Source organism: Paenibacillus yanchengensis, from assembly GCF_042684845.1.
Taxonomy (GTDB): domain Bacteria; phylum Bacillota; class Bacilli; order Paenibacillales; family Paenibacillaceae; genus Pristimantibacillus; species Pristimantibacillus yanchengensis.
This window is the reverse complement of sequence record NZ_JBHUMH010000044.1, coordinates 1-23,756: the sequence shown is the minus strand read 5'-3', so window position 1 is coordinate 23,756 and position 23,756 is coordinate 1. Positions and strand designations below refer to the sequence as shown.

Here is a 23,756-nt window from a genome sequence, read left to right as displayed (position 1 = left end):
CAATATGTGCTAGAGATGCGTGATATATCAAAAAGTTTTCCAGGAGTAAATGCATTAAGTAATGTGACCTTGAAAGTGAAGCCGGGTACTGTACATGCATTGATGGGAGAAAATGGTGCGGGTAAGTCAACGTTGATGAAGTGTTTGTTCGGAATGTATAAGCCAGATAACGGTCAAATTTATATTGATGGACAATTGATGAGCATTAACAATTCCAAGGAAGCTTTGCAAAGCGGCGTATCGATGATTCATCAAGAATTACATCCGATTCCACATCGTAGTGTGATGGAAAACATATGGCTCGGAAGATTTCCGATGAAAGGTATAGGACCGTTTAAACTTATCAGTCATAAACAAATGTATGAACAAACGAAAGCTTTGTTCGAAGATTTGGAGCTTGATATAGACCCTAATATAATGACGGGATTGTTATCTGTATCTAAGATACAGACGTTAGAAATTGCCAAAGCTGTTTCATTTAACTCTAAAGTATTGGTTATGGATGAGCCTACTTCTTCTCTAACAGGTAATGAAGTTGAACAGTTATTTTCTATTATTAATCGTTTGCGTAAACGAGGAGTAGCCATTATTTACATATCGCACAAGATGGAAGAGATTTTGAGAATTTCTGATGAAGTTACTATTATGCGTGATGGATTTTATGTAGGTACATGGCCGTCCAGTGAAATGACTACAGATTTAATTATTACTAAAATGGTTGGTCGTGATCTGACGGAACGTTTTCCAGAACGGACTAATGTACCAGGGGAAACGTTGTTGAAAGTAGAAAAATTAAGTTCGCCTTTGCCGAGGTCTTTTCAGGATATAAGTTTTGAGCTAAGAAAAGGTGAGATATTAGGGCTAGGTGGCTTAGTAGGCGCCCAGCGTACAGAAATGATCGAAGCGCTATTCGGCATTAGGTCGGTTGCTTCAGGTAATATTTATATTAATGAAAAGTTAGTAAAAATAAAATCACCAGCGGTAGCTAAACAACATAAAATTGCACTATTAACAGAAGAACGGCGAGCAACAGGAATTTTTCCAATGCTATCTGTATATGAAAACACTGTAATTGCTAGTTTGCCTAAGTACCAATCATGGTATGGACTGTTACGGGAAAAAGAGGCAAGGAAGGAAGCGGCGGAAAATGTTGAAAAGTTTAGAACAAAAACGCCATCGATTCAACAACAAATACAGTTTTTATCTGGTGGAAATCAGCAAAAGGTATTGTTAGCTCGTTGGTTGTTAACGGACCCAGATATATTGTTGTTGGATGAGCCTACAAGAGGTATTGATGTTGGAGCGAAGTTTGAAATTTATAGTTTTATCACGGAGTTAGCGAAGCAAGGAAAGGGAATTATTATGATTTCATCAGAAATGCCAGAATTAATCGGAATGTCAGATCGAATTATGGTGATGAGTGAAGGTAGATTAAGTGGTATTGTTGATGGAAAATCAGCGACGGAAGAAGAAATTATGCGTTTAGCTGCACAAGAACGTTCATCAATAGCAGGAGGAGCAGAAGAATGAACCCAACTACAGTTGTAAAAGTGAAAAATTATTTATCGCAACGTGCGATATTCGTCGTACTTATATTTTTGATTATTGGAATAGCAATTGCTGATCCAAGTTTTTTGGCGTTTTCATCTTTAAGAGATATATTACATCAGTCATCAACTAAATTAATTATTGCACTTGGAGCTGCATTTATACTAATTACAGGTGGAACGGATTTATCATCTGGTCGAGTGGTAGGATTGACCGCTGTTATATCAGCATCGATGTTACAGATTGATGAATATGCCAATCGATTTTTTCCGGATCTGCCACAGCTATCTCCTTTTATTCCTGCACTTGTTGGTGTTGGGGTTGGTTTTTTAGTGGGATTGGTCAATGGTTTTGTCGTTGCGAAATTGCGTATACCTCCGTTTATTGCAACGCTTGGTACGATGATTGCCGTTTATGGTATTAATAGTTTATATTTTGATATGGAGCCTAACCATTCTCAGCCAATCGGTGGGCTACGAGAAGATTTTAAAGTATGGGGCTCTGGTTACATTAATTTAGGCGGCGGTTATACTATTCCGTATTTGGTATTAATCGCTATCGGAGTTGCGTTTATTTGTTGGGTTATATTTAATAAAACGAGACTTGGGAAAAATATGTATGCTATTGGTGGTAACGTGCAGGCAGCTCAAGTATCCGGTATTAATGTTGCTCGTAATTTGATTTTCATTTATTCTATTTCGGGTGCGTTGTATGGTATTGCAGGGGTACTGGAAGCGGCTAGAACAGGTGGAGCAAATAATAACTATGGATTTATGTACGAGTTAGATGCGATTGCAGCATGCGTTGTTGGTGGTGTATCTACCGCGGGAGGAATTGGAAAGGTGCAAGGCGTAGCAGCTGGTGTACTTATATTCGGTGTTATTAACTATGGTTTGACGTTTATTGGTGTAAGTCCGTATTATCAGTTTATCGTTAAAGGATTGATTATTATTACAGCAGTTGCGATTGATATTCGTCGTAATATTGCTAAAAAGTAATCGGTGTTAGTCAAAATAGACTTGTTGTTTGCTAGTGGTAGAATGACTGTTAGCAAACAGCAGGTTTTTTGTCGTTTACTATGCAGTGGTTCTTTAGGACTATTTCAGAAAAAGGCGAAATGAAATTAAAAGAAAATTAACGTTACTAGTAATACCCATTTAATAGTAGATATTATGTGATTAGACGTTTGTTTTTACGTATAGCTATTTTTTTTGTATAATAAGGGAAGGGATTTGTTGTAAAAAATATAGGTAGGTTTGAGTAAGCCGTCCCATTCAAACTAGCTAGTCGGATGTGTTACAATAGTTAGGATAAGAGTCTTTTTATCTATAATATTGTTTACATAGATTGTTATAGACAGAGAGTACAAGGTATTGGGATATGGGGGTGTTGCATGAGTGAGCAATGAAGAAAAGTTAAAGGGAAGACCAGATTTTTTACTATTATTTTTAACAGTATTATTGGTTGGATTTGGACTTGTTATGGTGTTTAGTGCTAGTTCAGCAATTGGATTGCAAGAGTATGGTAATCCGTGGCATTTTTTAACACGGCAAGCTGTATTCGCATTTGCAGGTTTTATATTGATGCTGATATGCATGCGCCTACCGCTCATCATGTTGAAGAAAAGTGCCCCACTACTTATTTTAGTTTCTATAGTAATGTTAGTTTTGGTTCTAGCAGTTGGAGTGGAAAGAGGTGGAGCGCAACGTTGGTTCGAAGTGATGTCGTTTACGTTCCAGCCATCTGAAGTGACAAAACTTGCGATTATTATATATTTGGCAGCTTTAATTAGTAATAAAGGTGAAAAAATTAGATCGATTAAACGTGGTTTACTACCTATATTTGTTGTGCTTGGCATTATTTTTGTCCTTGTTGAAAAGCAACCCGATTATGGAACGATGATGATTATGGCAGCGATAGCGGGTGTTATTATTGTTGCAGGTGGAGCTGATTTAAGACACATTGGTTTAATTGGAGTGGCTGCTTTACCGATTATTATAATACTTGCTATAGGTGACGACTATCGATTGCAACGTATTGTTTCATTTTTGAATCCAATGGAAGATTTGTTAGATGGTAGTTATCAATTGGGTCATTCTCTATTTGCGATTGGACATGGTGGTTGGACGGGAACGGGTCTGGGACAAAGTGTGCAAAAACTATTTTATTTGCCAGCTCCGTATACGGATTTTATTTATTCGGTTATAGCAGAAGAGTTTGGTTTTATTGGTTCGTCATTGTTTGTATTAGTATTTCTATTGTTTTTGTGGCGTGGATTTCGAGCTGCATTAGCAAATAAAGAAACGTTTGAAATATTGCTTGGTGTTGGTATATGTGCGATGTTTTCCATTCAATTTTTATTGAATATGGGAGCAGCTACGGGAAGTTTGCCAATTACAGGGGTTACTCTTCCTTTTATTAGTTATGGTGGTACGTCGTTAATGTTGTCGATGGTTAGTACAGGGTTGTTGCTGAACTTATCGCGACAAGCGGATCGGAATCGAGTAGTAGAAAAGAAAAAAAATATGCGCAGCAATAGTAGGTAATACACTTTAGCAATTACGATAGCACTACTAGTGATCGTATTATTATGATGTTGTGTTATAGACGATGTTAGTTAGCAGAGCAGCCATAATACGGCTGCTTTAGTTATTTATAGTGTTTTTGACAATATATCGTGAAATGATTTGCGTAAATCGATAAAAAAAGTGATAATTGTTACTATACAGTATATTTATAAAATCGTGATTAGTATAGGAATAGTTTTGTTTGCAAGTAGCATCGGATTACTATTGTAAGCGGTCGAATGATAGATCATATATAATTATGGTTGTTGACTAAGTTAATCTTGATGGAGAATACTACAGGAAGATAATGCAGGAAGAATACATATTACAAGGGGTTAGGGCTTCAACCTGGAACTAATTTGTAGTATGATAGTAGAAGCGAAAAAACGTCAATAACTGCGAGTATACTTACGAGTTCATGTTTACAAAGTGAGTTTGCTGTACAGATTTGTAGGAGGAACAGTATGTCGGATCAATCTTCAGCTCAAGCAGCATCTGGTCGAGTACAACTTAATAATTTATTGCGCCGAGATGTTCGCTTTCTAGGAAATATACTTGGTGAAGTGCTTGTTCATCAAGGTGGGCGTGAACTACTTAATGTTGTAGAACAAATTCGAGAACAAAGTAAAGCTGTTCGTGCAGAATTTGTGCCAGAACTATTCGAGCAATTTACAGAGACAATATCGTCCATTGACCCGTCTAACCGAACTCGGGTCATTCGTGCATTTGCGCTGTATTTTCAGTTAGTTAATATTGCAGAGCAAAACCATCGTATTAGAAGAAAAAAAGATTACGAAGTAACATCTGGCGAAGCAGTACAAAGTGGATCGATAGAGAGTGCAATTCAAAAGCTGAAAGATCGTAATACTACGATTGAAGATGTAAAAGAGATGATCGATGGTATTTCTCTAGAGCTTGTTATGACAGCTCATCCAACGGAAGCAACTCGTCGTGCAGTACTAGATATTCACAAGCGGATTGCAGACGATATGATGGAGCTTGACAATCCAACTCTTACTTTTCGTGAGCGTGAGAAATTAAAAGAAAAGTTAATGAATGAAGTGCTTATTTTATGGCAAACAGATGAATTGCGTGATCGTAAGCCAACGGTTATCGATGAAGTGCGTAATGGTTTGTATTATTTTGACGAAACGTTGTTTGAAGTGCTTCCTGATGTTTATGAAGAACTGGAGCGTTGTTTAACGAAATATTATCCAGAACAACACTGGCATGTTCATGATTATTTGCGTTTTGGTTCATGGATTGGTGGCGACCGCGATGGTAACCCTTCTGTTAAAGCGAATATTACTTGGGAAACGCTACAATTACATCGTGAATTAGTGATTGGCAAGTATTCTGAGAAATTGGAAGAACTGATGGAAATGTTAAGCTTCAGCACTAACCTTGTTACAGTAACTGCTGAACTTATTGCTTCTATTCGAGCAGACCGTGAACAAATCGAATTGAAAAATGTAGAATTATGGCGTAATACATCAGAACCTTATCGTATAAAAATTGGGTTTATGCTAGAGAAGCTATGTAATACAGGAAAGCAGCAGCAGGATAACGACAAAGTTCGTTATAATAGCCCAGATGAATTTTTAGCAGATTTGTATATTATCGATCGTAGTTTGCGTAATCACTATGCTGATTACGTGGCGGATACGTATATTGCCAAATTCATTCGTCAAGTAGAGCTATTCGGTTTCCACTTGGCTGCGTTGGATGTTCGTCAACATAGTAAAGAGCATGAAAATGCGATGACAGAAATTTTGGCAAGAATGAAAATAACGGATGATTATAGTGCTTTAAGTGAGCAGGAGAAAACAGAGCTACTGCACCATTTGCTAGTAGATCCACGACCATTAACGAGATGTTATTTGGACTACTCCGATGCAACCAAAGAGTGTTTACAGGTATATCAAACTATTTATGATGCACAACAAGAATTTGGTGTGGATTGTATTTCAAGTTATTTGATAAGTATGACGGAAGCGGCAAGCGACTTGTTAGAAGTTATGGTATTTGCCAAAGAAGTAGGCTTATTCCGTTATGAAGAGGATGGTACAGTAGTATGTACGCTACAATCTGTCCCGCTGTTCGAAACGATCGAGGATTTGCACGCAGCTCCTGCTATTATGAAGCAGTTGTTTGAGATTCCTGTTTACCGTGAAGCTGTACAAGCTTGTGGTAACTTACATGAAATTATGTTGGGCTACTCAGATAGTAATAAAGATGGTGGAGTTGTAACAGCGAATTGGGAATTGCGAGTAGCGTTAAAAGATATAACGGAAACAGCTAGCGAGTACGGTGTGAAGTTGAAATTTTTCCACGGTAGAGGTGGAGCGCTTGGGCGTGGCGGTATGCCATTGAACCGAAGTATTCTTGCTCAGCCGCCATCTACAGTTGGTGGAGGTATTAAAATTACAGAACAAGGAGAAGTATTATCTTCTCGCTATTCTGTACAAGGTATTGCTTACCGTAGTTTGGAGCAAGCAACGTGGGCGCTTATTACGGCAGCAAGACTAGCTAAGCATCCAGAAGAAGATGTTGTGAAAGAAGCAGAATGGGATGAGATTGCCCGCTCTATTTCAGACACAGCATTGACGAAGTATCAAGATTTAATATTTAGAGATCCAGATTTCTTGGAATTTTTCAGAGAATCGACACCACTGCCTGAAGTAGGAGAGCTTAACATTGGTTCAAGACCTTCCAAACGGAAAGGTAGTGATCGGTTCGAAGACTTACGAGCGATTCCTTGGGTATTTGCTTGGACACAAAGTCGTTATCTACTTCCAGCATGGTATGCAGCAGGAACAGCGTTCCAAACGTATATTGATAATGATCCTGCAAAACTTGCTAAATTACAAGAAATGTACGAAGAATTCCCATTCTTTACAACGTTAATTGATAATTTACAAATGGCTTTAGCTAAAGCAGATTTAGTTATTGCTAGGGAATATGCTCGGATGATTAAAAATAAACAAGTGCGTGATCGAATTTTCTTTCAAATTGAAGAAGAGTATTATTTAACATCAGCACTTATACTGAAAATTACGGGACAGCAACAAATATTAGATAACGTCCCAGTTATTCAAGAGTCGATTAGACTACGTAATCCATACGTCGATCCGCTAAGTTATTTGCAAGTAAGCTTGTTGACAGAATTGCGTCAGCTACGTGAAAATGATGAAGATGATGCTGAACTATTACGAGAAGTATTGCTGACTATTAACGGAATTGCTGCTGGTCTACGTAATACTGGTTAATATGTAATGGCAACCTGTTGTCTTTAGTTTCCACTTCTAGTGGTTACACAAGACAACAGGTTTTTTTTGTGGAAAATAGTCCTACTAGTTTGATAGTTAATTTGAATTATAAGGAATACTGTTTTTATGCTTTATGAATAACATATTGTTTGATAGAATATAAGTAGTTCGTCTAAAATCGACAAGTGAAGTACTTTGTACTCATTATGTCGTGATCGTTTGTTTTAACGATGTTTGGAGGAAGAAATATTGAATGATATAGATAACCATCTCGCTCGTCTTACACTTAAAGGTGATCAACGAGCTTTTGCTGAGCTTGTGAGCTTGTACCAAGACAAGCTTTTTCATATGTCTTATCGAATGCTTGGAAATAGGCAAGAAGCGGAAGATGTCGTACAGGACACTTTTCTTCGTGTATATAAAAATCTACATCGTTTTGACATTTCGTTGAAATTTTCTACTTGGATTTATCGTATAGCAACTAATGTTTGTATCGATCGTTTGCGCAGAAGGCGTCCGACGTATTCCCTTGATGCGGAGTCATCGGATTATGAAGGTTTGGATGGCTATTCGATGATGCCAAGCGACGAAACAACACCTGAATCAGAGCTGATATTGACGGATACTCAGCGCATTATTCGAGAAGCGATACAATCGTTACCACCAAAGTATAAAACCATCATGGCATTGCGGTATATGAATGAGTTATCTTTACAAGAGATAAGTGAAATTGTAGAGATGCCAGTGACAACGATCAAAACAAGAGTACACCGAGGACGAGAAATGTTGCGGAAAAAATTGGAGCATCGTTTGTAAACGCAGTGTAAAATAATAATGAAACATTTTGTAGGGAATAACGTATGTAAAAGTGAGCTTGTAATTATGTAGTGGGAAAGAAGGGACTGGCTACTATGGAGTGCAAAGTTGCCATTGGCATGATGCATGATTACTTAGACGGTGAGCTTAGCCATGATCACGTTTCATTATTGAAGTCGCATATGGTAAGCTGTCCTTCTTGCAGTAATCATTTTGAGCAGTTGGAGAAAACAGACGCATCAGCTTACCTTGTATTTGAAGTGATGGAGTCAGAGGCGAAATATGATCAAGCTGCTTCTGAGCAGCTGCAGGCGAAAATATTAGCGAATATTACTCCTCGTAAAAAGCAACGCAATGGAGTAATAAAGTACGTTTATCGTCATCCGTTTGTTGCCGCTGCTATTATATTTTGTGTTGTTATGTTGACAGGGTTGTTAGCTTCATGGGGTGGGCAAACAGATCTGGTTATATCTATAGCACCTGAAGATATAGATCAGCTAGTTATTGAGCAAGGAACAATCATTGTACCAGAAGGTGCACGGTTAAGTGGAAATTTAACAGTCGAAAAGGGTCATTTGGAAGTGCGAGGAGAAGTAATTGGCAATATTACAGTAGTTGATGGCGATATGCTACTTGCTTCTACTGGAAAAATTGTCGGTCAGGTGAAAGAAATAAATCAAACGTTGGATTGGTTTTGGTTTAAAATATCTTCTGTTTTCAACAATTTAACTGCTAATTGAACTTCCCTATCTGTATAGGGAAGTGTTTTTTTATGCATATATGTCAAATATGAAGATATATTAAAACTAATTTTGCAAATTCGCCAATTCGATGTAAAATATAGAGAGCATGGTGACTGCTACGCCCTGCAAAAATGATAGAAAGAAATGCAGTTAGCTGCTGGGGGTCTGCTCATGAACTATTTCTTGGATACGACATGGCAAGATTGGATCAAAGATGCAATAGATATTGCTATTGTTACATTTATTATTTATAAAATATTAGTACTAGTAAAAGGAACTCGAGCGGTACAATTGCTTAGAGGGATAATCGTTCTAGTCGCCACATGGGCAATAAGTATGTGGTTTAACCTATATACGCTTAAATGGCTGATGAATCAAATGTTTACACTTGGTATTTTGGCGATTATTATTATATTCCAACCGGAATTACGACGAGTATTGGAACAGCTTGGTCGGGGCAATATATTTTCACGTTCTTCTTTATCGATTGAACGACAGGATCTTAATTATCAAATAGATGAATTAATTAAAGCAATTCAATTTATGTCTAGTCGTAAAATAGGAGCATTGATCGTATTTGAGCGGCAGACTGGTATTAGTGAGATGATCGAGTCAGGTGTACGGATGGAGTCTAAAATTAGTGCAGAGCTATTGATGAATATATTTACGCCTAATTCTCCGTTACATGATGGAGCGGTTATTATTCGCGGCAATCAAATTATGGCTGCTGGTTGTTATTTGCCATTGTCAGAAAATCCATTTATTAGTAAAGAATTAGGGACGAGACATCGCGCTGCAATCGGAGTTACTGAAGTAAGTGATGCTTTAGCAGTCATTGTTTCGGAAGAGACAGGGCAGTTATCTTTGACGATGAATGGGATGATTGTCAGAGATATTAATAAGGAGTCGTTAATTTCAAAATTGTTTGAAGAATTACTACCCAAATCATCGAATTCCAGTAAACGGCGATCAGCAGTAGTTTCTTGGTGGAAACAGAAAGGAGATCGCAATGGATAAATGGTTTAATCATCCAACTGTACTTAAAATAATTGCATTAGTTATTGCATTATTATTATGGGCGGTCGTACATATTGACTTAGAAACTAAGCCACAGATGGGAACGTCTAATTATAATACAACAATTATTGAAGCAGTGACCATTGTTCCTGTTGGACTTGATACCAAGCGTTTTAAGCTTGCTGGCATGGAACCAACGGTCGCTAATTTAGTGGTAGGCGGTAGAATTACCAGTTTTTATAACGCTGCAGACGAAGATTATGTTGTTAATATCGATTTATCGAACATGAAAGCGGGATTTCATGAAGTACCGTTGTCTGTTAAACTGCCAAAAGGTATTCAAAAAGTGGAATTGTTTCCACAATCAGTTATAGTTAACATTGAAGAGATTATGACTAATAGTTTTGATGTGGAAGTGGTTACTAAAGGAAGTCCACAAGCTGGGCTAGTTGTGGGGACACCGGTGATTTTGTCGGAACCAGGTGGTAAAGTGGAAGTGACTTTAACTGAAAATGAAATGGTACGTGTGAAAAAAGTAGTGGTAGAAGTAGATTTGACGAATGCAGATAAGACAGTAGTCAGTAAAAAAGCACGTCTGATAGCGTTGGATTCAGAAGGTAACGAAGTACCGAACGCTCAGATTACACCGGAAACGGTGCATGTGGAAGTGCCAGTGAATTGGCCAAGTAAACAAGTACCATTGCAAATTCGCTATTCTGGAGCTTTACCAAGCGGATCTAGCATCTTATCTGTGGAGCCGGAAGTAGAGCAAGTAACAGTGTTTGCGGAACAGCATGATTTGGAGCGTATTTCAATATTTGATGGTTATATCCTTGATTTGTCTAAAGTAAAAGAACCTGGTGAATATGTTATTAAAGCATCTGCAATTGAAGGGGTTAAATCCGTCACTCCAGCAGAGCTGAAAGTTACGATTAACGTTGAAAATTCTAAGACGAAGCAGTTATCGGCGTTGCCGATCACCTTTCAAGGTAAGCCACTGGGAGAAAGTGTGAAAATAGTTGCACCAGATTCTGGGAAGATAAATTTATTAGTTAGTGGAACTGAATCAGCACTTGCAAAGTTAAAAGATGATGACATAAGTGTTATCGCTAATATTGCAGATTTACCAGTTGGAAATCATACGATTCCACTTGAAATAGAGCTGCCTCCGTACATTTATCCGGTACAAAATGAGGAGCAAACATTAATGATTGAAGTAGTCGTTGAAGCGGGAACGACAGAGGAAGGGGAGGATGATGGAGATCAAGAAGTCATTGGTCGCCCGGAGGAAATATATCCGACATCTTCACCCAGTCCTAGCACCACTCCAGCGCCATCACCTAGTCCTAGCCCAACCCCGACCCCTGACGGAGGAGAAGATCCGACCAACAGTGGTGTGGGGAGTGGCAAAGAAGAAGAAGTAGGTACTGGCAGCAATAATAGTAGTCGAGCAGAGACAGAGAGCAAACAAAAGCGGATAGGATGAAGGAGCGAATAGTATGGGGAAATATTTTGGTACGGATGGTGTACGAGGAGTTGCGAATAAAGAGTTAACACCTGAATTAGCTTATAAAATTGGACGTGCTGGCGGTTTTGTATTGGCAGGAGAAGCTACTAGACCGACAGTAATCATTGGTTTAGATACAAGGGTGTCGGGTCCGATGCTGGAATCAGCTTTAATAGCGGGATTATTGTCCATAGGGGCAAGTGTCGTGCGTTTAGGAGTTGTATCTACCCCAGTCGTTGCTTATTTAACAAGAGAACTGCAAGCAGACGCAGGTGTGATGATATCTGCTTCTCACAATCCAGTGGAGGATAATGGCATTAAATTTTTTGCAGGTGACGGTTTCAAACTATCTGATGAAACTGAATTAGAAATTGAAAATTTAATCGATCAACCGCTGGATGAGTTACCACGTCCGATTGGAGCAGAAATTGGTACGGTGACTGAATATGAAGCAGCAGGTGAGCGCTATTTACAATATTTGCAAACAACGATTGACCAGCGATTTGAGGGTATGAAGATTGTACTTGATTGTGCAAACGGGTCTGCTTATGATCTTGCGCCAACTGTATTTCGAGAGCTGGGAGCGGATGTAATCACGATAGGGACGACACCGAATGGCTTAAATATTAATGCTGAAGTTGGCTCTACTCATCCCGAACAATTAAAAGCTGCTGTTGTAGCCCATCATGCTGATTTGGGTCTAGCATTTGACGGAGATGCTGACCGTTTAATTGCAATTGATGAGACAGGTGCAGAAGTTGATGGTGATTATATACTAAGTATATTAGGTCATGCGATGAACCAAGCAGGAAAACTGCAAGAGAGCACGATTGTAACGACGGTTATGGCCAATATTGGCTTTTTTAAAGGGGTAGAAAAATTAGGATTACAGTCAGTAAAAACAGCGGTTGGTGATCGTTATGTTATGGAAGAAATGAAGCGTGGTGGCTATAACTTAGGCGGAGAGCAATCCGGACATGTTATTATGCTTGATTATATAACGACCGGTGACGGGATATTGACAGCACTACATCTTGCCAATGTGATGGCTGCTACGAAAAAGAATTTAAGTGAATTAAAAACAATTATGCGAAAATACCCACAAAAATTAGTGAACGTTCGCGTAGATGACAAAAGTAAATTTGATGGTAATGAAGTGATCACAGCAGCTGTGCAGGAAGTTGAAGATAAGTTAGGTGATAACGGTCGTGTACTAGTACGTCCTTCAGGAACAGAATCGCTTATTCGAGTGATGGCGGAAGGACCCGACAAAGCCGAAGTAGATAATTACGTTGATTATATCGCTTCCATTGTGAAAGAACAGTTACGTAGTTAGAGCTAGTACTAATCATTACTGTAGTTAACAAAATGCGAGGCATTATTTTTAAAATAGATATCAAATCAGAAGACGGTACTACTTTCTTGCGAAAGTGAGTGCCGTTTTTTTGCGTTTTTATGTCTAATGTTAGTAACTGTAGTTAGTCATTGTCGAGAAGAGTATTTCCTTGGAAATAATATTGTCGAAAAGGAGTAAAGATCTGCTTTTTATTGTAAATATAAGAGCATGACGACGTGTGGCTGAGATAAAAGGAGATAATGTAATACAGTTGAAGTGAATAGAGGTAAATTGACGATTACTGCCAGTTTGTATCTCTTTACAAATTGTTGCAGTAGGAGTAAGATTCGTTTCAAGCAATTTAATTGACAGGATAAAGGGTATCATCTTAGTTTGTAAACACGGTGATACAGTAATCTTTTATCATTTGTCAGCGCTGAATTTCCACTGGAAAACGGGGGAACCAATCGATGGTTTGCTTTCGATGTGAGAGTCGAAGGCAGATGATCAGGGGTGAATCTTATACTAATTAACAACCATGGGTTGATTAGTATAAGTAGGGCTACTCTCACAGCCCGAATCCGACAGCTAACCTCGTAAGCGTACCATCAGACAAAGCTTTCAGTAGCATTGTGTGATAGAGAGAGGCAACATTTGTCATCCATAGACACGGTTTATTTTCCTGTGCCTAAGAAGCTGACGAAGAGCTACCTCTTCGTGCAGCTTCTTTTTTGTTGCATACATTTTTGAAAAAGGAGAGCGATCAGGATGACACTGGATGAATTTGTATTAGTGTCAGCACCTAATAAGGCTGGGAAATTATTTTTGGCAGAGCTAGTGAAACGTAATGTTCCGGTTATAGCATTAGCAGCTTGTGATGAAGAAGCGAGATTACTGAGAATGTTAGGCGCACAGCAAGTGATTTTGTTAGATCCGTCGATAGCGAATCCATGGGTTATTCCGGAATGGATGATTAGCTACGTCTATTTATTCGAGCAAGATCTGGCAACATGTTGTCGTTATGTGTCGATCTGCCGTGCATGGACGGGAAGAGCTATCTTCGTTATTACGAACTGTGATCATATTAAAACGATCTATAAAGGGCTTGGCGCTGATTACGTTATTCATACAAATAGTTTGAATGTGTCTTTTTTAATACCACATAATACGCACTAAGCGTGCGACGGAATATAGGTGTAGTGAAATAAAAATAGTTGTACATGGAGGTAGAAAAGGATGGAGGTTGTACTCGTTAGTGTCGTATTTTTGTTTGTCTATTTAGTAATTGCTTTACTGCAAGTAGAGAAGTTATAGAAGATGAAGTGAGATTAGGAGGCAGAAAGTGATGGATTTTATACAGTTGGCAGTGGTCATCATACTTGTAACGTTGATCGTGAAGCCGCTTGGAACATATATGTATTATATTTTTTCAGACCAACCTAATCGTACGGATCGTCTTTTTGGGCGAGTGGAGCAAATGATATTTCGGTTAACTGGCGTGAAGCAACAAGTAGCGATGAGCTGGAAACAATATACGATCAGTTTACTAGTGACCAACGCATTGTTCGTTATGATTAGCTTTGTTATTTTACGTATCCAGCATCTGTTGCCGTTCAACCCAAGTGATGTTGACAGCATGGAGTCGTCGTTATCATTTAATACAGTGATCAGTTTTATGACAAACACCAATTTGCAGCATTATAGTGGCGAAACAGGGGTATCTTATTTTTCACAAATGGCTGTTATTACGATGATGATGTTTACATCGGCTGCGACGGGAATCGTTGTTGCAATTGCATTTATCCGAGGTTTAACTAGTAAAGGCAAAGCGTTGGGTAACTTTTTTAGCGATTTTGTAAAAGCTCATACTCGATTGTTAATTCCGCTTGCTTTTGTAATTATGCTCGTGTTGGTTGGCTTAAAAGTGCCGCAAACGTTGGGCGGAACGATACAAGCAACGACACTTGAAGGAGAGCAGCAACAGATGGCAATAGGACCAGTAGCTTCGTTAGTTTCAATTAAACATTTGGGCACGAATGGAGGCGGGTTTTTCGGAGTTAATTCTTCGCATCCGTTTGAAAATCCTAGCCCACTGACGAACGTGTTAGAAATATTATCGATGTGGTGTATTCCAGCATCATTGACGTACACTTTTGGAAAATTTGCGGGTAAAAGGAAACAAGGCTGGATTATTTTCAGTGCGATGCTAATATTGTTTATCGGTTTTTTAACGTTAACCTATACAGCAGAGATGCGTGGTAATCCAGCGTTGTCATCGCTTGGTGTAGATACGTCACAGGGAAGTATGGAAGGAAAAGAGACGCGATTTGGTATCGCTCAGTCGGCACTGTTTACAGCAGTAACTACAGCAGCAACGACAGGTACGGTTAATAATATGCATGATACGCTGACACCACTTGGCGGAATGGCTGCCATGTTCCAAATGATGCTCAATAGTGTTTTTGGCGGTGACGGTGTTGGACTTGTCAATATGTTGATGTATGCGATACTGGCTGTCTTTTTATGTGGTTTGATGGTTGGTAGAACGCCGGAATTTTTAGGTAGAAAAATCGAAGCGAAAGAGATGAAGTTAATTGCCATTGCAATTACAGTGCATCCACTTATTATACTTGTGCCGACAGCTATAGCTGTATTGACAGAAGCAGGAGTGGGAGCAATCAGTAATGGCGGATATCATGGTTTGTCGCAAATATTATATGAGTTTACGTCATCTGCTGCTAACAATGGCTCTGGATTCGAAGGATTAAGCGATAATACATCCTTTTGGAATATAACTACAGGCATCGTGATGCTGCTCGGTCGCTACGTATCGATGGTTGCTTTACTTGCGGTAGCAGGGTCCATGGTACAGAAACAGCGACTTCCAGAAACGATTGGAACATTGCGAACAGATAATCGATTGTTTGTAACCATATTAATTGGAGTCGTTATTATTATCGGCGCTTTGACTTTTTTACCGGTATTAGCGTTAGGTCCGATTGCTGAACATGTAACTCTTTTCAAATAGAATGAAATAAATGGAGGAAGTAAAGATGAGTATCGATCAAAAAACGAGTAATTCTTCCAAAATAATAAAAGAAGCACTAGTAAGTAGCATAGTAAAATTCAATCCTGTTCATATGATCAAAAATCCGGTGATGTTTGTCGTAGAATGGGGTGCTTTACTAGTCCTGTTGATGATACTGTTTCCTCATTATTTTCAAGCGAATGGGAGTAGAGGTTTTAACATTGCAGTTTTTGTTATTTTGTTAGGAACAGTATGGTTTGCGAACTTTGCGGAAGCATTGGCGGAAGGTAGAGGGAAGGCGCAAGCAGCGTCACTCAAAAAAACAAAACAAGAAATTATGGCTCGTAAATTAGTGGGCGATCAGATTGAGGAAGTTGCTGCGACAGAGCTGCATATCGGGGACATTGTTCAGGTGACGGAAGGAGAAATGATTCCTGGTGATGGGGAAGTAATTGCGGGCGTAGCGTCTGTAGATGAGTCAGCGATTACGGGAGAATCTGCACCGGTGATGAAAGAAGCTGGTGGAGATTTTAATTCAGTGACGGGTGGTACGAGAGTAGTAAGTGATATGATTCAAGTGAAAATTACTACTGAACCAGGTCAATCGTTTATTGATCAAATGATTACGCTAGTAGAAGGAGCGAAACGAAAGAAAACGCCAATTGAAATAGCACTTAATACGTTGTTAATTACATTAACTTTAATTTTTCTGATCGTTGTTGTCACGTTGGCTCCGATTGCTGACTTTTTACACGTTTCATTAGAAATACCAGTATTGATCGCTTTGCTTGTTTGTTTAATTCCTACGACCATCGGCGGCTTGTTATCAGCAATTGGTGTGGCAGGGATGGATCGGGTCACTAGATTTAATATTGTAGCGAAGTCGGGTCGATCAGTAGAAGCGGCAGGGGATATCAATACATTAATTTTGGATAAAACAGGAACAATTACATTTGGTAATCGGATGGCTAGCGATTGTATTCCAGTAAAAGGTGCTTCGTTGGAACCATTGGTACAATGGGCAGTCATTAGTTCGCTAAATGATGAAACGCCAGAAGGAAGATCTGTACTTACGTGGGCGAAACAAAGTAATTTTATCGTTGACGAAACTATCGCGCAGTCGGCGGTTATAGAGCTGTTTAGTGCAGAAACGAGAATGAGCGGTGTTGATTTGGCAGATGGTCGAAAAGTACGTAAAGGTGCGATATCGGCGATAAAGAAATGGGTGTTGGAACAAGGAGGCGTTGTACCTGATGATTTAGATAGTCAAGGTAATAGTATAGCCTCACTTGGAGGTACGCCACTGGCAGTTGCGATGGATGATCATATATATGGGCTAATTTATTTGAAAGATACGGTGAAGCCTGGGATGAAGGAACGATTTGCTCAATTGCGCCAAATGGGAATTAAAACGATTATGTGTACGGGAGATAATGAACTAACTGCAAAAACGATTGCTCATGAAGCGGGAGTGGACGAATATATTGCCGAGAGTAAACCTGAAGACAAAATTGCTCTTATTAAGAGGGAACAAAGCGAAGGTAAGCTGGTAGCGATGACGGGAGATGGGACGAATGATGCTCCTGCGCTGGCACAAGCCGATGTGGGGATTGCGATGAATAGTGGAACGACCGCTGCTAAGGAAGCGGCGAATATGATCGATCTTGATTCTGATCCATCGAAGTTAATTGAAGTGGTTGGCATTGGTAAGCAATTGCTTATTACTCGGGGGGCACTGACTACTTTTAGTGTGGCTAATGATATTGCCAAATATTTTGCCATCATTCCAGCGATGTTTATGGTTGCTATTCCGGAGATGAATATACTTAACATTATGGGTTTATCTACACCACAATCGGCTATTTTATCTGCATTAATGTTTAATGCCATTATTATTCCTTTGCTCATTCCAATTGCGATGCGTGGGGTAGCTTTCAAATCGGTTCATGCGGCTCAATTGTTGCAACGTAACTTACTTGTATTTGGTGTTGGTGGAGTCATTGCTCCATTTGTTGGCATAAAAATAATTGATGTAATCGTGTCTATGTGGTTGTAGGGAGGAGTTGTGATGATGAAGGAATCGATGAGTGCGGAGAAAATGTTGGTAACAACTTATATGTTGTCTGTATTGCGGTTGTGCTTATTGTTCATTCTATTATGTGGTTTGGTATACCCTTTGCTCAGTACAGGTGTTGCACAACTGCTGATGCCAAAACAAGCGAATGGTAGTTTAATAAAGGATGAAGCGGGAGTAGTCGTTGGTTCTGTATTAATCGGACAGCAGTTCAATCAACCTACCTATTTCCACGGACGAGTGTCTAGTATTTCCTATCAAGCGGAAGCATCGGGCTCGAACAACTATGGACCTTCTAATCCAGCACTGTTGGATCGTATGAAAGAAACTATTGCGGAGTGGGAGAAGAAAAATCCAGATGTAGCACTTGATCAAGTGCCTATCCAGTTACTAACCAATTCTGCATCTGGGCTTGATCCGCATATTAGTCCGCAAGCAGCGAATGTTCAAATTCCTCGTATTAGTAAAGAAACAGGTGTTTCAGAAGCTACATTATTAGCGTTAGTTAAGCAGCATACGGAGCAGCGTGATTTGATGATATTTGGCGAACCACGTGTTAATGTTTTGCAGCTTAATCTAGCATTAAATGAAATAATATCATCGTAATGGACTTGTTTCGTAGAAAGAAAACAGAGGAATTGTTACAATCACTTGCTAAGCTGCGGCGAGGTAAATTGAAGATTTTTATTGGTGCGGTAAGTGGAACAGGCAAAACGTATCAATTATTACAAGAAGCACAAGAGTTGAAGCAGCAAAATATTGATGTAGTTTGGGCAGCACTTGGGCGATCTATAGAAGGTGTAGCATTGCCGTTGCAACAATTAGAACAGATAGCGGGCAAGGAGTGGATAGATGAAGTACAAGGGCAGCAATATGATTTGGATATTGCTGCTCTACTGCATCGCCATCCAGAAGTAGTACTCGTCGATGGATTGGCGCATGCCAATCAACCGAATGAGAAGTTCGCCGAACGTTGGGAAGATGTTCTTTATTTGCTCGAACAAGGGATTAGTGTTATTACAACAGTGAATATATATGAACTTGATGCAGTAGCGGAACTAGCTGTAAGTTGGATTAACATTGTGCCAACTGCAATTGTACCGACTGCCATTTTAGAACTAGCGGATGACATTCAATTACTAGATGGTTCAGCAGAAACGATATTGTTACGCTGGAAGGAAAATAGTCAGCAAACTAGCAGGGAATGGTTGGAGCATAAAAAAATTGAAAAATTACGTGAGTTGGCTTTACGTTTAGTGGCGGAAGATGTGAATGATAGCTTAGAAAAGTTTCGTAAGCAACAAGGGTTGTCCAGTGTAAGAGGGATATCGGAACATATACTTGTTGCCGTGCAATACTACTGGAACAGTTCGATTCACATTAGGCGTGGACAGCAAATGGCACGACGATTAGGTGGAGATTTGTCAGTTGTTCATTTCGCTGTAGCAAACCGAAAACTATTGAAAGAAGCACTTGCCTTCAAAAAGTCAACACTAGCATTGGTACAAAAACTAGAAGCTACCTTCGAAGAAGTAGTCGTAGCTTCACCAAGGAGACTAGCTGAAGAGTTTGTCCAATACGCACAAGCTCGGCACATTACAAGAATCGTCATTGGTCACTCTAAGCGTAGTTCGTGGAAAGAAAAAATTACTGGTACATTGGCGACTCGTTTAATGAAACGAATGACGGGTAGTGATATCGACTTATATATAGTGGCAGATCGTTCAGAAGCGGGGGAGCGGATTTTGCCGACACGTAGGCAACCGGTTAAAGCACAATCGTTTCGCCGATTAAGTGAACTAGAAGTGAAGAAAGAAGCACTGAAACTTCATAAAGGACGACTGAAAATCTATGTTGGGGCAGCGCCAGGAGTGGGTAAGACGTTTGCAATGTTGCGGGAAGGCAATCGTTTGTTGCAACAAGGAATTCAAGTAGCTATTGGGTTATTAGAAACACATGGGCGGAAGGAAACTTATGATCAAATTGAAAAACTAACTATTATTCCTCGTAGAAAAGAGCAGTATCATGGAATACAGTTAGAAGAATTAGATGTAGCCGCTATTATTGCAAACAATCCTGAAGTTGTTTTAATAGACGAATTGGCTCATGCCAATATGCCGTTCAGTCATCATAAGAAACGTTATGAAGATATTTTACAATTAATTGATGCTGGTATTTCTGTTATAACGACCATAAATATCCAACATATTGAGAGCTTGCATGATGCTGTAGAGCGATTGACTGGTGTTGATGTACGAGAAACAGTTCCTGATTATATATTACAACTGGCAGACGAAATAGAATTAATCGACATACCACCAAAAAAATTGCAGGAGCGGATGCGTAACGGCAAAATATATGAACAACACAAAGTAGAACAAGCGCTATATCATTTTTTTCGGCTGGAAAATTTAATTGCTCTACGAGAATTGGCATTGCGAGAAGTAGCGGACGACGTAGATGAACGATTAGAAGGATGGGAAAGAACAGAAGCGACCGCTGCGGAGTGGAAAGGGGAAGAAACGATTGTAGTGGGAGTTACGATGTCTGCTGAAGCGGAATGGTTAATTCGTCGAGGTTTTCGGATTGCTCATCGGCTAAAAGCTGATTGGTTTGTCGTTTACATGAATGATGGGAATAGGAGAAAGCAAACAACACAAGTAGAACAAACTAAAAGATGTGAACAACTGGCTGCGATGACTAAACGATTAGGAGGACATTTTGTCGTAGTAAATATGAAGCTTCAGAAAGAAAAAGTGTTGTTGTTGCTAGAGAAAGCTAATGAAGTAACTGCTACACAAATGATAATCGGTCAGATGAATTCTGCTTTGCTTCGTCCATTACTACAACATGCCCGCCATATGGATATACTTGTGGTGGCACAATCCAACTATCGTTTATGTTAGCCACCATTTTATTTAATATAAATTACCAAATAAAATGGAAGAATGTGCATTGACTGATGAGGCTGCACATTTTACGATATTACTTAGAGTTTGTATGATACGAGAGGATCAGTAGTAAGCGGAAAAAGACTAACAGCGAAAACATAAACAGGTCTTTAGTAATGGTTTTTTGGTTGGTTAAGTAAGGTTAATATATTAATGTATGTAGATATTAAGGTTTATTGAATAAAATTTACCGGGATTAATTAATGATATTTCATATTTTTTTCAAATAAAATAGGTACAAGGTACTTGAAAATCGTTCTTTTACCAAAAAAATCAATTGACAATTATTTCATCTGAATTTATACTGAAGTCAATCCAGCGAAAGCGGTATTTTCTTACCAATTAAATACGGGCACACTAGTCGAAAGATTAGGTCGCAAAGCCAAGGAATCTAAAGGTACAGAATTTGTAACCTATGATTGTCCAGCTGCAATTAACATTTGTTTAATTGTAGCTTTTTTGCGTTTCAAACTATCCAATTTTAAATAAACTGTAATTCAAACTACAGAAAATGTTGGATAGAAGCGTTAATTTAATATTTGAGGAGGTGTGTTTGTTTCAATTATTGAAAAAAAAGAAAATATAAGGAGGATAAACAATGAGCAAAAGGTTTAGATCAGTAGTCACCTGGTTGTGCTTACTGACTCTCACCTTTGGATTGATTCCTACTGGTGTATTCGCTGCTAATCAATCGGATGAATTGATATGGCCGAATCCTGGTGCTATTAATTTATCGAAGGAAGCAAAGCCTGTACCTGGTAAACAAGGCGAGTGGGATATTACATTAACAGTCGAAGGAAAGAATTTAACTAGCGGATCGTCTGACGTTGTATTAGTACTTGATAGATCCGGAAGTATGAAGGGCAACCCTCTAAAAAGTATGAAAAGTGCAGCTAATAAGTTTATTGATAACTTATTGATCCCACAATCCAATGTAAAAATTGCCTTAGTTTCTTTTAGTGATAGTGCGAGCAGTATTTCTGGGGGATTTAAAGATGTTTCGCAGAAACAAAGTTTGAAGAATACTGTTGATGGCATTTCAGCTAGCGGCGGAACAAACATCCAAGCTGGTATTAAGCAAGCACAAGATTTATTAAGTGGTAGTTCTGCTAATAATAAAATCATGGTTGTGCTGAGTGATGGAGAGCCGACGTATAGTTATAAAGGAACGGCTGCAAAAGATAGTAGCTGGAAACACAATAATCATAACTACGAGATTACTGGTTTTGATTATAGTAGTGTTCGTGGCTCGGGATCAGATTATAAATTAGAAGAAGCTTGGTCTGGATGGTGGGATCCTAAACCGAATTATAACGAAGGCTCTTCGTATTGGTATCGAATAGCTAATAAGTATGTTGTTGCAGATAACGGTATTGCGACCATCTCCCAAGCAAGATTAGCTCAAAAAGCAGGTATTGATATTTATAGTGTAGGTCTTAATGTAGGAGACAATGATAATGCTAAAAAAACATTAAAAGATGTAGCATCTTTCGACACTACTACAAATAGTCCAAAGTATTATCAAGCAACAGATCAAGATCTGCAGAAAATTTATAACGATGTAGCTAGTGAAATATCTTTTGCTGCAGAAGATGCCGTAGTAACCGATCCAATGGGTGATATGTTTAATAGGGTAGGTAGTTCAAATTCTTCTTATACAATATCTCAAGGAACGATGGAATGGAACAGCCAAACAGAGACCTTTACTTGGAAAATTGGAAATATTACAGAAGGTAATCCGGCTACATTAACGTATCGTGTAGTAATTGATTCGTCAAAGAATCCTCAATCAGATGTATTGTACCCGACGAATAAAACAACAACGATTCATTATACGGATGCAAAAGGAAAGAATACTTCCAAAGAGTTTAAAGTACCACAAGTAAGTATCGGTAGAGGATCTATTGAAGTTATAGCGTATAAAGTGAATGCTGCAGGTCAACCGGTTAATGCAGATGGTGATGTAGTCGATCGAGATAAAGCACAGCGACTTTACTCTGGCTATCATAAACACAATAATAACGAGGCTCTGCCTGTAGGAAATAGCTATAATGTTCCAGCTCCAACATTAGCAGCAGCATATAGCGATTATTATTTAACAGTGGGAACAAATCCTACTTCACAATCTGTTACAGTAACAAATCCATCGTCAACGGTGTGGTTTGGATATAATAATAAACCATTTGAATTAAGTGTTAATCATATGGTAGGCATTGATAACTTAGTTGATCCTACTATAGCTACTGTAAAATATGGTTCTACAATTGATAAACAACAAGTTAATATACCAGGATATACTTTACAAAGCATTAATATTAGTCCTAATAATTCTTCATTAATTGGAAATCTTCAAGCCGGTAAAGTAACAGGAACAATGCCAGCAGAGAATGCAAGCATCATATTCCAGTATAAGGCGAATGACCAAGAGGTAACGATTCATCACTTGGAAAAAGGAACGAATACAAAATTAGAAGAGCCAACTACTGCCACAGGTAAAACGGGTGAAGTGATCAAACTAAGTTCCGTTGTGATCCCTGGTTACACAGTAGATGGAGAAGCAAAAGTTAACTACACGGTTAAACGAGTAGGCAACGAGTATACGTTCTACTACACACCAAATGTGCAGGAAGTAACTATTCGTTACTTGGAAAAAGGTACAAATGATAAGCTAGAAGAGCCAACTACAGTTACTGGTAAAACAGGAAAAACAGTAACCCTACAATCGTTACAGATTAATGGTTACGAAGTAGATGGTGATGCAAAAGTTGATTACGTGGTGAAACGTAGCGGCAACGTTTATACGTTCTACTACACAGCAGCGGATCAAACGATCACTGTTCATCACTTGGAAAAAGGTACAAACAACAAGCTAGAAGAGCCAACTACCGTTACTGGTAAAA

Annotated in this window: 15 protein-coding genes and 2 riboswitches; all 15 genes read left to right on the top strand. The window is 38.9% G+C overall.

Annotation, left to right across the window (positions count from 1 at the left end; translation table 11 throughout):
• Positions 1–15 precede the first annotated feature (15 nt).
• Positions 16–1,530 (top strand): sugar ABC transporter ATP-binding protein, encoded by a 1,515-nt coding sequence (locus ACFSTH_RS11970; protein ID WP_377769539.1) that lies wholly within the window; start codon positions 16–18, stop codon positions 1,528–1,530.
• The gene (gene mglC, locus ACFSTH_RS11965) at positions 1,527–2,546 is read left to right on the top strand and encodes a galactose/methyl galactoside ABC transporter permease MglC (protein WP_377769522.1); all 1,020 of its coding nucleotides are present in this window, start codon (positions 1,527–1,529) and stop codon (positions 2,544–2,546) included. The genes ACFSTH_RS11970 and mglC overlap by 4 nt, the downstream gene beginning before the upstream one ends.
• Positions 2,547–2,945: 399 nt before the next feature.
• Positions 2,946–4,094 (top strand): putative lipid II flippase FtsW, encoded by a 1,149-nt coding sequence (ftsW, locus tag ACFSTH_RS11960; RefSeq protein ID WP_377769524.1) that lies wholly within the window; start codon positions 2,946–2,948, stop codon positions 4,092–4,094.
• 485 nt (positions 4,095–4,579) lie between these two features.
• Positions 4,580–7,384, top strand: a complete 2,805-nt coding sequence (gene ppc, locus ACFSTH_RS11955) for a phosphoenolpyruvate carboxylase (RefSeq protein ID WP_377769525.1) — start codon at positions 4,580–4,582, stop codon at positions 7,382–7,384.
• 258 nt (positions 7,385–7,642) lie between these two features.
• The gene (gene sigW / locus ACFSTH_RS11950; RefSeq protein ID WP_377769540.1) at positions 7,643–8,200 is read left to right on the top strand and encodes an RNA polymerase sigma factor SigW; all 558 of its coding nucleotides are present in this window, start codon (positions 7,643–7,645) and stop codon (positions 8,198–8,200) included.
• A 95-nt stretch (positions 8,201–8,295) separates the two neighbouring features.
• Positions 8,296–8,940, top strand: a complete 645-nt coding sequence (locus tag ACFSTH_RS11945) for a zf-HC2 domain-containing protein (protein WP_377769526.1) — start codon at positions 8,296–8,298, stop codon at positions 8,938–8,940.
• 174 nt (positions 8,941–9,114) lie between these two features.
• Positions 9,115–9,960 carry a diadenylate cyclase CdaA gene (cdaA, locus tag ACFSTH_RS11940; protein ID WP_377769527.1) on the top strand — a complete coding sequence of 282 codons (846 nt, stop codon included), beginning with the start codon at positions 9,115–9,117 and terminating at the stop codon, positions 9,958–9,960.
• On the top strand, positions 9,953–11,446 hold the full coding sequence (locus ACFSTH_RS11935; protein WP_377769528.1) for a CdaR family protein: 1,494 nt from the start codon (positions 9,953–9,955) through the stop codon (positions 11,444–11,446). Before cdaA ends, ACFSTH_RS11935 begins: the two co-directional genes overlap by 8 nt.
• A gap of 13 nt (positions 11,447–11,459) precedes the next feature.
• Entirely contained in the window at positions 11,460–12,803 is a 1,344-nt protein-coding gene (glmM, locus tag ACFSTH_RS11930) for a phosphoglucosamine mutase (RefSeq protein ID WP_377769529.1), read from the top strand.
• Between the two features lie 424 nt (positions 12,804–13,227).
• Positions 13,228–13,422: riboswitch (cyclic di-AMP (ydaO/yuaA leader) on the top strand.
• A 149-nt stretch (positions 13,423–13,571) separates the two neighbouring features.
• Entirely contained in the window at positions 13,572–13,979 is a 408-nt protein-coding gene (locus ACFSTH_RS11925) for a hypothetical protein (RefSeq protein ID WP_377769531.1), read from the top strand.
• A 169-nt stretch (positions 13,980–14,148) separates the two neighbouring features.
• A complete protein-coding gene (gene kdpA, locus ACFSTH_RS11920; RefSeq protein WP_377769532.1) occupies positions 14,149–15,831 on the top strand; it encodes a potassium-transporting ATPase subunit KdpA in 1,683 nt (560 codons plus the stop codon).
• 25 nt (positions 15,832–15,856) lie between these two features.
• Positions 15,857–17,887 carry a potassium-transporting ATPase subunit KdpB gene (gene kdpB, locus ACFSTH_RS11915; RefSeq protein WP_377769533.1) on the top strand — a complete coding sequence of 677 codons (2,031 nt, stop codon included), beginning with the start codon at positions 15,857–15,859 and terminating at the stop codon, positions 17,885–17,887.
• A gap of 12 nt (positions 17,888–17,899) precedes the next feature.
• Positions 17,900–18,511: a potassium-transporting ATPase subunit KdpC gene (gene kdpC, locus ACFSTH_RS11910; protein ID WP_377769534.1), complete on the top strand. Its 612-nt coding sequence runs from the start codon at positions 17,900–17,902 to the stop codon at positions 18,509–18,511.
• Positions 18,511–20,811, top strand: coding sequence for a histidine kinase (locus tag ACFSTH_RS11905; RefSeq protein WP_377769535.1), 2,301 nt, complete (start codon positions 18,511–18,513; stop codon positions 20,809–20,811). The genes kdpC and ACFSTH_RS11905 overlap by 1 nt, the downstream gene beginning before the upstream one ends.
• A 386-nt stretch (positions 20,812–21,197) precedes the next feature.
• Positions 21,198–21,291, top strand: a riboswitch (cyclic di-GMP riboswitch).
• A gap of 163 nt (positions 21,292–21,454) precedes the next feature.
• A partial coding sequence (locus ACFSTH_RS11900; protein WP_377793690.1) for a vWA domain-containing protein occupies positions 21,455–23,756 on the top strand: 2,302 nt, incomplete at its 3' end.

Coding starts and splice junctions, on each gene's coding strand:
- ACFSTH_RS11970 (WP_377769539.1), top strand. CDS start 16: ATGCGTGATATATCAAAAAGTTTTCCAGGAGTAAATGCATTAAGTAAT.
- mglC (WP_377769522.1), top strand. CDS start 1,527: ATGAACCCAACTACAGTTGTAAAAGTGAAAAATTATTTATCGCAACGT.
- ppc (WP_377769525.1), top strand. CDS start 4,580: ATGTCGGATCAATCTTCAGCTCAAGCAGCATCTGGTCGAGTACAACTT.
- ACFSTH_RS11945 (WP_377769526.1), top strand. CDS start 8,296: ATGGAGTGCAAAGTTGCCATTGGCATGATGCATGATTACTTAGACGGT.
- cdaA (WP_377769527.1), top strand. CDS start 9,115: ATGAACTATTTCTTGGATACGACATGGCAAGATTGGATCAAAGATGCA.
- ACFSTH_RS11935 (WP_377769528.1), top strand. CDS start 9,953: ATGGATAAATGGTTTAATCATCCAACTGTACTTAAAATAATTGCATTA.
- glmM (WP_377769529.1), top strand. CDS start 11,460: ATGGGGAAATATTTTGGTACGGATGGTGTACGAGGAGTTGCGAATAAA.
- ACFSTH_RS11925 (WP_377769531.1), top strand. CDS start 13,572: ATGACACTGGATGAATTTGTATTAGTGTCAGCACCTAATAAGGCTGGG.
- kdpA (WP_377769532.1), top strand. CDS start 14,149: ATGGATTTTATACAGTTGGCAGTGGTCATCATACTTGTAACGTTGATC.
- kdpB (WP_377769533.1), top strand. CDS start 15,857: ATGAGTATCGATCAAAAAACGAGTAATTCTTCCAAAATAATAAAAGAA.
- kdpC (WP_377769534.1), top strand. CDS start 17,900: ATGATGAAGGAATCGATGAGTGCGGAGAAAATGTTGGTAACAACTTAT.
- ACFSTH_RS11905 (WP_377769535.1), top strand. CDS start 18,511: ATGGACTTGTTTCGTAGAAAGAAAACAGAGGAATTGTTACAATCACTT.